Origin of the sequence: Amycolatopsis echigonensis (assembly GCF_002846615.1) — a bacterium.
Classification (GTDB): domain Bacteria; phylum Actinomycetota; class Actinomycetes; order Mycobacteriales; family Pseudonocardiaceae; genus Amycolatopsis; species Amycolatopsis echigonensis.
This window is the reverse complement of the sequence record NZ_PJMY01000003.1, coordinates 5592866-5604654: the sequence shown is the minus strand read 5'-3', so window position 1 is coordinate 5604654 and position 11789 is coordinate 5592866. Positions and strand designations below refer to the sequence as shown.

10 protein-coding genes are annotated in these 11789 nt (G+C 68.5%); 3 read left to right on the top strand and 7 right to left on the bottom strand.

The annotated features are described in order from the left end of the window. Positions 1-259 precede the first annotated feature (259 nt). Complete coding sequence (locus ATK30_RS31615; RefSeq protein ID WP_051171849.1) at positions 260-1162, top strand: bifunctional methylenetetrahydrofolate dehydrogenase/methenyltetrahydrofolate cyclohydrolase; 903 nt, start codon at positions 260-262, stop codon at positions 1160-1162. 40 nt (positions 1163-1202) lie between these two features. Here the strand turns inward: ATK30_RS31615 and ATK30_RS31610 are convergent, their stop codons facing one another. Beyond that, positions 1203-2708: a PucR family transcriptional regulator gene (locus ATK30_RS31610; protein WP_037817285.1), complete on the bottom strand. Its 1506-nt coding sequence runs from the start codon at positions 2706-2708 to the stop codon at positions 1203-1205. A gap of 71 nt (positions 2709-2779) precedes the next feature. Continuing rightward, complete coding sequence (locus ATK30_RS31605; RefSeq protein WP_279630028.1) at positions 2780-4324, bottom strand: flavin monoamine oxidase family protein; 1545 nt, start codon at positions 4322-4324, stop codon at positions 2780-2782. A gap of 305 nt (positions 4325-4629) precedes the next feature. Between ATK30_RS31605 and ATK30_RS31600 the strand changes: the two genes are divergently transcribed. Beyond that, positions 4630-5352 (top strand): DsbA family oxidoreductase, encoded by a 723-nt coding sequence (locus tag ATK30_RS31600; protein WP_043829523.1) that lies wholly within the window; start codon positions 4630-4632, stop codon positions 5350-5352. Further along, the gene (locus tag ATK30_RS31595) at positions 5343-6650 is read left to right on the top strand and encodes an NAD(P)/FAD-dependent oxidoreductase (protein WP_101438579.1); all 1308 of its coding nucleotides are present in this window, start codon (positions 5343-5345) and stop codon (positions 6648-6650) included. The genes ATK30_RS31600 and ATK30_RS31595 overlap by 10 nt, the downstream gene beginning before the upstream one ends. On the opposite strand, the gene ATK30_RS46485 is transcribed toward ATK30_RS31595, so the two are convergent. The 5 genes from ATK30_RS46485 to ATK30_RS31570 form a co-directional block, all read right to left on the bottom strand. Beyond that, positions 6625-7695: an integrase core domain-containing protein gene (locus ATK30_RS46485; protein WP_101438578.1), complete on the bottom strand. Its 1071-nt coding sequence runs from the start codon at positions 7693-7695 to the stop codon at positions 6625-6627. The two genes, ATK30_RS31595 and ATK30_RS46485, sit on opposite strands and share 26 nt — an antisense overlap. A 390-nt stretch (positions 7696-8085) precedes the next feature. Then, positions 8086-8865, bottom strand: coding sequence for a class I SAM-dependent methyltransferase (locus ATK30_RS31585; protein WP_101438577.1), 780 nt, complete (start codon positions 8863-8865; stop codon positions 8086-8088). A gap of 95 nt (positions 8866-8960) precedes the next feature. Next, positions 8961-9551, bottom strand: coding sequence for an Rv1733c family protein (locus ATK30_RS31580; RefSeq protein ID WP_101438576.1), 591 nt, complete (start codon positions 9549-9551; stop codon positions 8961-8963). 95 nt (positions 9552-9646) lie between these two features. Further along, the gene (locus tag ATK30_RS31575; protein ID WP_101438575.1) at positions 9647-10927 is read right to left on the bottom strand and encodes a sensor histidine kinase; all 1281 of its coding nucleotides are present in this window, start codon (positions 10925-10927) and stop codon (positions 9647-9649) included. Positions 10928-10931: 4 nt separating this feature from the next. Continuing rightward, complete coding sequence (locus ATK30_RS31570) at positions 10932-11621, bottom strand: response regulator transcription factor (protein ID WP_101438574.1); 690 nt, start codon at positions 11619-11621, stop codon at positions 10932-10934. Positions 11622-11789: the final 168 nt, after the last annotated feature.

Here is an 11789-nt window from a genome sequence, read left to right as displayed (position 1 = left end):
TCCCTTGGACACCACTTTGCTGGTCGCGTTGCCGCCTCTCCATGCGACGATCGATCGAACAGGCCCATTGCACCTGTTCGATCGATCAGGGTGAAAGGCGCCGGCTACCTCATCCGCCACGCGAGGCCCGCGATTCGGACGATCGATGCAGTGCTGCCGCGTATGTCGTGCGATCGGCCAGTACCGGTCGCAGTCGGCCTCGGACAGTCTTCTTTCGCGATGTTTCACTCAGGTCGGACGCGGACGAAAGGGCAACCCAGTGCGACATTCAGCGGCTGTGATCAACGGGAGTCTTGCCGCGCAGGAGGTCAAATGCGAGCTGGCAGGGCGGATCGATCGGCTCGCCGGCATGGGTCAGCGTCCTGGTCTCGGAACGATCCTCGTCGGCGACGATCCCGCTTCGCGTGCCTACGTCGCGGGAAAACATCGGGATTGCGCGCAAGTCGGGATGCAGTCCATCCAGGTCGAGCTGCCCGTCGACACGACTCAAGAACAGGTGCTTGCCGAGGTCGCTCGTCTCAACGAGGATCGGGAGTGTTCGGGCTTCCTCGTCCAGCTGCCGCTGCCGTCGCACATCGACATGCGTGTGGTGCTGGAGGCGATAGATCCCGACAAGGATGCAGACGGTCTTCATCCGACCAACCTCGGTCGTTTGCTGCTTGGCAGGCCCGGCACGTTGCCGTGCACGCCCCGAGGAATTCTCGAACTCCTTCGGCGCGACCAGGTGCCGATCACCGGCAAGCAATTCTGTGTGATCGGATGCGGGACGACGGTGGGCAGGCCGCTCGGGTTGATGCTGACCAGGCCGACCGAACACGCGACCGTCACTCTCTGCCACGAGGCGACCGTGGATGTCGCCGCGCACACCAGGGTCGCGGATGTGGTGATCGCCGCGGCAGGCGTTGCGCACCTGGTCAAGCCCCACTGGATCAAACCGGGGGCGACTGTCCTGTCGGTGGGTATCACCCGCACCGTCGAGGGCGTTCTGGGCGATGTCCATCCTGACGTCGAGCACGTGGCCGGGAAGTGGACGCGCGCGACGGGTGGCGTCGGGCCGATGACGCGGGCCATGTTGCTGAGCAATGTCGTCGAACTGGCTGAGCGGTCCGCTGGCCTGTGGGGCCAAGACCAGCTTCCCCAGTCGGCTGGCTCGGCATCCTGAACGTGAGCTTGACACCGAACAGCCCGGATTTCGTCCCAGGTCACCCCAGTTGAAGAAGGGACCACGTCCGTATCGCGAAGAACAGTTCTGCCTGGCACCCGAAGTCCCGCAGATCCGCGGCAGTCAGCTCCTCAACTTTCTTCATGCGATAGGCCAGCGTTTGCTTGTGTATTCCGAGTCGCTTCGCACCCTCCTGCCAGGACCGGTTGACCTCGAAGAAGACCTTGAGTGTTTGCAGGAGCTGCGTGTCGTTTTTGGCATCGTATTCCATGATCGGGCCGAGCAATCTGGACACGGCAGCTTCGCCTTCCGCGACCGTGCGAGGCAGGAAATGCGAGCTGTGCGTTCCATACACTGACAGGTCGATCTGCAACGCGCGCGCACCTTCGAGAGCCCACTTCGCCTCTCGGAAAGCATCGGGAAATCGCGTGGACGACAGGACCGGCTGGCTGAGGCCGACCCTTGCCGGCCAGGGCGACAGCGATGACTGCAAGGCATCCGGCGAAGCATCTTCCCGTAGAACGAGCAGGTGGGCATCGCCGCTCGCAAGGTAGAGATTCGGAACTTCCAGCGCCACAAGCTCCGCTTCGAGGCCGGCCGCATCCTCTCGTGCCACGGCCTCCCACATGGCGACTCGCCACGGGCCGGTGCCCAGACCCAAGAACTCGAGTTGGGAGACGGCAGCTTCGGGCGCGAGTGCGCCGTCCACGAGCCGTCTGGCCAGCGCGCTGCGGCGCTCCCGGGTACGCAACGCCTTGGCACATCGACGTTCGACGTCCATTTCGGCGATCATCGCCACGTGCTGCGCCAACACGGGGTCAGGCAGATCGTCGGCAGGCGTAGCGCGGGCAACGAGTGCGGTGGTGTCATGGCGGCCGACCGGTAACACGAGAGCTTCCAGGTTTTTCGTCGACACCCGGCTGAACGCTGGAAGCATGCCGGCGTGCTCTTTGACCTTGGCCAGTACGGCAGCGCGCAGGTTCTCAGCCATCGGCTCCCGGGTCGGCATGAGCTCACGACCTCGTACGACGTCGATGACGTGCAACTCTGCGTTGACCTCTCGCGCGAGGTCGTCGAGCAGGTTGACCGCGTCTCGGTCGCGGAGGTGGGAACGGCGCAAGACGTCGTACAGGCGCAGCACGCAGGTCAGCCGCGCGCCGGACCGACCGCTGTTGCTGTCGGCGACCAGCCGGGCGATCGTGACGAACGGAACGCTGCGTTCGGTGCTGAGCACCGGGAACGCGCGTTCCTCTGCCGCGTCCCTCGCCGACTGGCTGAGCGTCGGCGCGACGAAGCCCTCGGCGAGAACCAGTCCGGCAATTCCCACCCGCGCGAGGTTGTCGATGAACTCGATCTGCCGCGCGGGTTCCGCCGGGAACCCGTAGCCGTCCGTCAGCAAGAGGTCGCCGCTTCCGAGCCAGTTCCAGGGGTCGCGCAACTCACAGGTGTGCGCCCAGGCAACGACCCGGCCACCGCCACTTTTCCCCGCGACGATGCGGGTGCGAATGAGCGGATTCTCCACCAAGGAGTCGACGGTCAGGCTCACCTTGTCCTCTGTTCCTCCCACGGCTGCCGACCAGCGGCGCCAGCTGGTCCCCGAGGTCCCGCTTCATGTGCTCAGGCCGGTTTCGCCGTCTCCGGTGATGACGACGCGGCAAGGATTTCGGCCACCACCCGGTCCGCTGTCTCGAACGCCCCCTCGATGTACCCCGGGAAGCGCAACGAAACGTCGGAGCCCGCGAAGTGCACTGCGCCGTGCTTATCCCCCAGCGCCTTGTGGACCCTGCTGAACTGCCCGACTCGCGGCGACACCCACGGGCCGAGGAACAGCGGGTCGTTCGCCCAGTCGTGGTAGTCGACCCCGACCACCGTCACGTCCGGCAGATAGTGGTGCACCGCGGCTTCGACGGCCACGGCGTCCGCGGGATCGATCGAGCTCGAGTCGGTGAACGCCACGAGAATCCGCCCACCGTCCTTGGTGGCCAGGTAGTCGTACAGGGTCGGGAAGACTCCGTCGCCTGTGCATGAAATCCCCGCCGGCGCACCTTTGACCTCGATGAGCAGCTTCAGCCCGCGGCACCCGTGGCCCTCCGCCACCAATGCGGCCCGTGCGGACGGCAACGGAGGATCGAAATCGAGGTTCCGCCACGTGTTCAAGGGCGTCGCGACCACGACGTCGTGCGCTGCGAGGACCTCGTCTCCGTCAACGATCACCTCCACGCCCTCCGATCGCTGCCTGACCGCGTTGACAAAAGCGTTCAACCGTAGATCAGGCACGTCGGCGGCCATCGCAGCTGCCAGCGCCGAGGTTCCTTCGGCCAGGACTTCGTCGATCGATAGCACGACGCTGAGCAGACTGTGCCCGTGCGCAGCAACGAACTGCAGTGCCCACAAAGCCGAAGCTTCGGCAGGCGGCTGGCCCATCATGTTCCAGCCCCACGACAGCACGAGCTGGCGCGTGACTGGAGGAAGCCTCAGTGCATCGACGTATTCCAGCAGCGAGATGTCCAAGTCGTCCAGGCCCTGGCGGTCCAAACCAGCCTCGGCGTCGATGCGGTGGGCGTCGTGGAGGATCTGATACAGGGCCGCCTCGGCTTCGACGGCCTCCTCGATCGGGATCGGAAACGCCGAGTCGTGGTTCCCGGGGCCCAGCCTGTTGCGGAACACGGTTGCCGGCGCGGCCGGTTCAGTACCGAGCCCGTACCCGTCGATCGCCGCAGCCACGCGGGGATGGTGGTGCCGTGAGATGTAGGCGCCGCCTGCCTCGACGAACAAGGAAGGCGAAGTCGCCGATGGCCGCATGAAGGCCCGTCCGCCGACACGATCGCCGCCCTCGAGCAGAAGGACAGTCTGTCCGGCCGCGCTCAGTTCACGTGCAGCTCGGAGCCCGGCGAAACCCGCTCCGATCACAATCGTGTCGTAGGTCATGAGAGCTCCTTCGCCTCGGTGGCCGGCCTGGCCGGCAATCGCCGTACACAGGTTGAACATCATGGCGCGATTGCCGTCCGAGCAACTCGGGTCAGGTCGTCGGCGCGCTGCCGACGCGCCGCGAACGTGACGGCCAGCCAGGTGCTGCTGCCCGTCACGCCCGTGAGCGGAACGGCGATCGGCCGCAACATGCCGTATCCCTGGGCGGGCAACGACCCGGCTTTCCGGCTGCACACCAGAAAGCCTGCCGGGGCGCGCTGTCGGTACTCATCTGGTGCTCCCTCCCCGCCGAGCGCACCGGTGCCCGCTCCAGACGCTGTCCCAGTATGTGCGAAGCACAACGGCAGGAACATCTACGGAACCTTGCAAGGGCTTACCCGCGGTGCTCCCGATACGACAACCAGGTCAGGGCGGATGGTGCGGTGGTGATCACCTCGACGTCCGAACCTCCGTGCTTTGTCGCGGTACGACAAACCGGCGCGCCGTTCTGTCCCATTCGCTGTAAGAGCTCCGGCAGCAGGGTCGAACACACTTGCCTGATGAGTGAACCGCTCCGCCATCCGTCACCGCGGGTCGTCACGGTTTGGTCGGACATCGGCTGCCCGTGGGCGTCTCTCGCCCTGGACACCCTGCACACGGCAGCCAGCCGGCGCGACATCCCGCTCGTCGTCGACCACCGGGCATTTCCGCTGGAGCTGTTCAACAGGCGAGGGACGCCGAAACCGGTCATCGACGCCGAGGTCATCGCGATCGCAGGACTCCGGCCAGAGCTGGGTTGGCGGCCGTGGACGTCGCACGAGCACGCCTATCCGGTCACCACTCTGCCCGCGATGGCCGCAGTCCAGGCCGCCAAGGCGGAGCATGTTGGAGGCATGGCCGCCAGCGACGAGCTGGACGCGGCCCTTCGCCGCGCGTTCTATACCGACCAGCGCTGCATCAGCGTTCACTCCGAAATCATCGCCGTCGCCGCTGAATGCCAGTCCGTGAACCAAGACGCACTCGACCGTGCGCTGAGCCAGGGATCCGGGATGCGCGAAGTGCACGAACACTGGCGAACGGCACGGCGCCCGGAGATCCAGGGCAGTCCCCACCTGTTCACCGCGGAAGATCTTGCCGGGCTGCATAACCCGGGCGTCGACTACCACTGGACAGCCCCGCCCGCCGACGGAGGGGTCCCGCGGTTCGTCGCCTACGAACCGCAGTGGGCCGACGATCTCCTGACGTCGTTGGCCACGGTCGGGAAGGTTGACCGATGCGACTGAACAGCCTGCCCACAGCGGCGAGCCAGTCCAGCCACTGGCTCGCTCACGCCCTGCGAGAGGACGACGACCGCAGTCCGGCGCTCCAGAGCCGGATCCGAGCGGACGTCTGCATCGTGGGCGGCGGATACACCGGGTTGTGGACCGCCATCGAACTCAAGCAACGCGACCCTGGCATCTCCGTTGCCGTCGTCGAGGCGCAATTGTGCGGAAGCGGGGCCAGCGGGACGAACGCCGGGTTCCTGATGAACCTTTGGCCGAAATACCCGGCGTTAGTGGCGCATGCAGGCGCGGACGAAGGTGCGCGCCTGGCCCGTGCATCCGCTGAAGCGGTCGAGGACGTCATCGCCTTCGCCGGGGCGCACGCCATTGACGCGTCAATCCGGCGGTGCGGCTGGCTCTGGACTGCGACCGCCCCGGACCAGGACGACGCCTGGATGGACACCCTCGATGCGCTGGCGGACGTGCCCGGGGCTCCCTTGCACGAGGTCTCGCGCGAGCGGGCCGCCGAACTGGCTGGCTCTCCGGCTCGCGGAGGTGCCTTCGATCCCTCCGCCGCAGTGCTGCAGCCCGCCGCGTTGGCACGAGGACTCCGCCGCGCCGCCGCCGACCTGGGTGTGGATGTCTACGAACAGAGCCCGGTCCGAGCCATCGAGGGAACCGGCCCGGTCCGGGTGCGGACCGATGGTGGTGTGGTGACCGCGGACCGGGTAGTCCTGGCGATCAACGCCTGGGCGTCGAGCCTGCCGTGGGTCCGCCGGCACCTGGTGATGACGGCAAGCGACAACTTCGTCACCGAACCGCTTCCCCCCGAACTCCGAACAGCTGCAGGGGAGGGCACCGGTGCCTCGGACTCCCGGCGCCTGCTCAACTACTGGCGGACGACTGACGACGGTCGCCTGCTCTTCGGCAAGGGCGGGGTCGGCCTCGGGTTTCGCGACCGCGGCGCGAGTTCGATGTTCGGCCCGGTGCCCCATCTGGCGCTGCTTGGCCGCCACTTCGAGCGTTCATTCCCGCAGCTGTCCGGTCTGGCGATATCGTCGTGGCGGGCACCGGTCGAGTACTCACTGACGTCCTTGCCGTTCTTCACCGCGCTGCCTGACAATCCCCGCGTCTTCGTAGGCACCGGCTACTCAGGCGACGGCGTCGGCCCTTCCCGGCTCGGCGGGCGCATCCTCGCCAGTCTTGCGACCGGAGCCGACGACGAGTGGAGCGACTGCGGCCTCACCCGGCTTGTCCTGGTCGAAAACGCTGCCACCGGCTGTGACCTGTGTTTTAGGCGGCGGGTCGGTACTCGCTGAGCAGTCCTCCGAGGCGTCGCCTGCGTGTGATCCGGATCGGCGGGGTGGGCAATGGGATCACCTTCGGGTCGTCATCGGGCGCGCGTAGCTCAACGCCCTGACCTTGGTGGCTGCGGCCGGTGTTGTAGTGCTCGACGTAGGTGTCGAGCACGTGGTGGAGGTGGCGGCGGCCGGTGATGAGCATCCGGTCGGTGCACTCGCGGCGGACGGCGGAGATCCACCGTTCGGCGATCGCGTTCATCCGCGGCGTCTGCGGCGCGGTGCGCACGACGTCGACGCCGATCGAGGCGAACACCGCGTCGAATGCGGCGGTGAACTTGGCGTCTCGGTCGCGGATCAGGTGGGTGAACCGGCGTCCGGCACCGTCAAGATCCGTGGCTAGGTTGCGGGCCATTTGGGTTGCCCAGGCTCCGGTCGGGTGGTCGGTGACGCCGAGCAGGTGGACCCGGCGGGTGCGGTGCTCGATCACGAAAGCCGCGTACAGGCGCTTCAGGACCACGGTGTCGACGTGGAAGAAGTCGACCGCGAGCAGACCGTCGGCCTGGGCGCGCAGGAACGTCCGCCACGTGTCGCCGCGACGGGACGGTGGCGGGATCCGGCGGTTGCGTAGGATCCGGCGGATGGTGGAGGCAGCGACGCGGTGTCCGAGCCGACGCAGCTCGCCTTGGATGCGGACCACGCCCCAGGTCCGGTTCTCCGTCGCCAGGCGCGCGATCAGCGCGGTGATCTCGTCACTGATCGGTGGCCGACCCGGCGGCTTCGGCTGCCGCCACCGCGCGGTGATCAGCCTGCGGTGCCAGCGTAACAACGTTGCAGGCGTGACAATCCGGTGGGCGCGGAGCGTCTTGGGAAGCATCCGGGCAAGCGCGGCCAGGACCGCGCGATCCGGCCAGGACAGGCGAGGCCTCGGATTGTTCCGTCGCAGCACAGCGACCTCGTGCCGTAATGCGAGGATCTCCACGTCTTTCGACGCCGATGACCGAGCGAACAGGGCAAGCCAGGACAGTACGTGGACAAGGAGCCGATAGACCAGACGACCAGACACGCTTGCTGATCGTCGGGCGTCACGATTGCCCAGGTCAAACCGGGGTTGCCGCATTCTCGACCAGGACAGGCCGCATTCCTCCTGCACAAGGCACGAGGGCGGCAGAGCTGCGTTCAGGCTCAAATGCCAGGAACCCAGGGCTGCGAAGTGGACGCGCTTCCGGCGTGTTCCCAGCTCAGCTGGTTCGGTCAGGTTGCTCGCCGGACGCTGCGGGCTCCCGATGCCGCGAACTCAAGCCCCGAGGCCTCGGCCCGCTGACCGTCTGCAAAGGACGCCAATGGCATCGAAATACCCGATTTGTCGCCAGGTGACCGTGTCTTGTGGTCCCGGCTTCCGCTCCCGGGTCCCAGGCCCACGGCGGCTTGAGTTCCTGGCACTGGGTGAAGCCGGCTACCGCACCGCCAGCAGCACACGATTGGACAGTTCCTGCCAGATCGTGCCCGCCTCGCGGAATCCAGCGTCACGAAGTGCCGCGACGTGCGCGTCGAGATCGAGCCGCGTCTCCGGCCGCCGCTTGCCGGCGAACCGTGCCTTCCGCTTCGCCAGCAGCGGCGCGGCAGCCGGGTCCGCCGCGAATGCCTCCCACCATTGCTCCGCGGTCTCGATCCCCCGCGCCGCGAACTCGGAGTCCGACCACTGCTCGGCCAAGGCGCGTTCGCTGAGGCCGGCGAAGGTGGGCAGCTCGGGGCCGAACGGCAGATGGTCGCCGTTGAGGAACAGGCCGCCGGGCGGCAAAACCCGCGACAGATCACGGTAAAGGCGGGTCAGCGCGGCCGGCTCCAGCCAATGCAACGCCGTCGAACTGAACGCCGCGTCCACCCGCGCGCCGCCGAGCAGGCTCAGCCACTCCGAGGACGCCAGATCCGCCTCGATCCAGCGCAACCGCCCGCCACCGGAGCCGAGAGCCCCTCGCCCGACCTCCAGCATCACCGGATCGATGTCCACGGCGAGGACCCGCGCTTCGGGGAACCGGGCGAGCAGCCGCTGGCTCATCGACCCCGGCCCGCAAGCAAGGTCCAGTGCGACGAACGACGCGGGAAGCAGCCGCGCCGCCACGTCGAGCATCGCGCTGAACCGTGCTTCGCGGCGGTCGACATAGCCCTCCTGCTGCGCGTCCCACCGCCGCAGCCATCCCGCCCAGTCGGTCCCGCCGCGCCGTGTCCGGTCCATGGGGCCCCTCACCGCCATCCGCGACCGTGCGGGTCACGGCCGATCGCACGATACGACCCGGACTCGGCGGCGAGCGCGAGAAGCGCTCGTTTGTGTCACGAAGAGTTTCTCGCGTCGTCGAGGCGCGCCCATTGCCGTGCCCACGTTCGGTGCCGTCCGGCGTCGAGCAGCCCCCGGACCGACCGGTACAGACCGGCCAGCAGGATGAGCGTGCTGGCTTCCCAGCCCGCGGCGAACGCGATCGCGACGACCAGCGCGTGCGCGGGATCGTCAGGCGCCGCGACGCGGTCGCCGCGGCCGTCCACCCAGATCCGGGTGGTGGCGGCAGCGGGCGAACCCGATCGAAGCGGGAGGTCGGCCTCGCGAAGCGAGCCGTCTGGCGCATGCCAGCTGACGCGATACCGTCGCAGCAGCGGAAAACCGGCGGCGCCTGCCTCGGCCGCCGGGCGCTGATCCGGGTGCACGAAAGCAGTCACCGCGTGGCCCGAGCCGCCGGTTCCGGAGTGGACAATCGCGGCGGCGAACCAGATCCCGGCCGCCGACGAGACGGCGACGACCGCCCCGAGGACGATCAGCACCCAAGCCTCGAGGCGGTCCGACCACCGCACGAGCGGCCCGCCGCGGACCGCCGGCCGGAGCAGCCGCGCGAACGCGCGCAGCCGGTACCTGCCGCCGGAACGATCCACTCGGCAAGAATGCGCCGGAAAATCGGCGGGCGCAGCCGAGTTAGCCGAAGTTTTACCGGCCGCTCGCGATCTTCGGGGATCGGACAGCCCTCCGTTCAGCGCCGCAGCGGCAGCAACAGCGTGAAGATCGCCGGAATCGGCTGCTTCACCCGAAGGCGGCCCCCTTCGGCCTCGGCCAGACGACGGGCGAGAGCCAGCCCGATGCCGGTGCCCCGCGCGCCTGGCGAACGTCGGCGGAAGATGTCCGCTCCGGCGGGAATTCCAGGGCCTTCGTCGCCGACGTCGACCGCGAACGCGCCGCCGGCGTCCCGTGCCACGACGGTCACAGCGCCGCTTCCGTGCCGGGCGGCGTTGTCGAGCAGCACCGACAGCACTTGGCGCAGCACCGCCTCGGAGACCGGGCTGTCGGCGACGCCCCGTTCGACCGTCACCGTCAGCTCGCGTCCTCGGCGGCGGAGCACGGGAGTCCACTCGCGTTCGATCTCGGACAGTTGGAGGTGCGCCGCCGCCGCGTCGCGTACCGGGGGCGTGTCCCGAGCCAAGGCCAGCAGATCGGTGACGGTCCGGTCCAGCCGGTCGAGCGCGCGCAGATTCGCCTCGGCCGCTTCGCGGCCGTTGCTGTCCGGGTCCTCCAGAGCGACCTCGATCTGGAGCCGCATCGCGGCCAGCGGCGTACGAAGCTGGTGGGACGCGTCCGCGGTGAAGGCCCGTTCCCGGGCGAGGAGGTCATCCAGCCGGGCCGCGGTCGAGTCGAGGGACTCCCCCACCGAATCGATCTCCGCGATCCCGGACCGTCCGGCGCGCGCGGTCAGATCGCCGTCGCCGAGCCGGGTCGCCGCCTCCGACAGCGACTCGAGCGGGCGGGCCAGCCGCCGGCTTTGCCGCCGGGCGACCAGATAGGCCGACAACAGAGCGACCGCCGCCAGGCCGGCCATGCCGGCCCACACGGCGACCGTGCGCTGGAAAAGCTCGGTGCGCGGAGTCGCGGCCCGCACCAGTCCCACGACCGTCCCGTCCTCGGCGATCGGGATGATCGCGACGAGGTTGTCCGGATCGTCCGCCGCGCGGACCTCGTCCGGCCGCACGTCGCGGTCAGCGGGGTCCAGCGCCGCCGGGCCGCTTCCGGCCAGCAGGCTCCCGGAGGCGCGGTAGACGGCGAGTTCGGTCGGATCCTCGCCTGCCGCCGACGGGTCCGGCGCACGGTTGCGCAGGACGTCCGCCGACACTTCCAGCGCATACCCCTCGGCCGCACGTTCGAGCTCGGCTCGTTCGGTAGCGGTGAAGTACCGCGTCGCTGCCACCGCGAGCGGCACCCCGAAAAGGCAGATCGCCACGAGTGCGGCGAGCATGGTGCCGACCGCGATCCGCCGCCGCACGCGTTCAGCCCGCCGGGGCTTCGAGCCGGTAGCCGTGCCGCCGCAAGGTCACGATCTCCGGCATCTCGCTGCTGCCCCCCGCGTCGGCGAGTTTGCGGCGGAGGGCGGCGATGTGCACGTCGAGCGTCTTGGTCGACCCGAACCAATGCGCGTCCCACACGTCCGCCATCAGTTCTTCCCGGCTGACCGCCTGGCCCGCGACCGCGGCCAGCCGCAGCAGCAGCTCGAACTCCTTGGCTCGCAAGGCTATTTCAGTTCCGTCCACGGTCACCCGCCGCGCGACGGCGTCGATCCGCAATCTTCCCAGGGAAAGGTCAGGCGGCGCTTGGCCGCCGACGCGCCGCAGATGCGCCCGCAGCCGCGCGTGCAGTTCGCCGAGCGGAACCGGCTTGACCAGATAGTCGTCCGCGCCGGCCTCGAGCCCCACGATGACGTCCATCTCCTGCCCCCGCGCGGTCAGGACCACGATCACCGACCCCGGGCACTGCGCGCGCAGCTCGCGGCACACTTCCGTGCCGTCGAGGTCGGGCAGGCCCAGGTCCAGCAACGCGAGATCCCAGTTCTGCCGCGCCCCCGCGCGCACCGCGGCCCGCCCCTCGGTGACCCAGGCGACCTCGTGGCCGTGCTGAGCCAGGCTGGTGCGCAGCATTTCGCCGATCGCTTCGTCGTCTTCCACGAGCAGGATCCCGGCCATGCGGAACAGTTTATCGCGACGCGATCCCGGCATTCGGCCGCGCACGATTTTGCCGCGCGTTAACTTTATGGTGATTTCGCGATACGCGACAGCTGAACCCGAATGCGTTTTCCCGTTTCCTAACGTTCCGCTGCCTGGCCGCACACCTGAGCGAATCTAGCGTTGGGT

What these genes read in the sequence shown, in the direction of transcription:
- ATK30_RS31600 (WP_043829523.1), top strand. Translation starts at nt 4,630, where the DNA reads ATGAGTGAACCGCTCCGCCATCCGTCACCGCGGGTCGTCACGGTTTGG.
- ATK30_RS31595 (WP_101438579.1), top strand. Translation starts at nt 5,343, where the DNA reads ATGCGACTGAACAGCCTGCCCACAGCGGCGAGCCAGTCCAGCCACTGG.
- ATK30_RS31585 (WP_101438577.1), bottom strand. Translation starts at nt 8,865, where the DNA reads ATGGACCGGACACGGCGCGGCGGGACCGACTGGGCGGGATGGCTGCGG.
- ATK30_RS31570 (WP_101438574.1), bottom strand. Translation starts at nt 11,621, where the DNA reads ATGGCCGGGATCCTGCTCGTGGAAGACGACGAAGCGATCGGCGAAATG.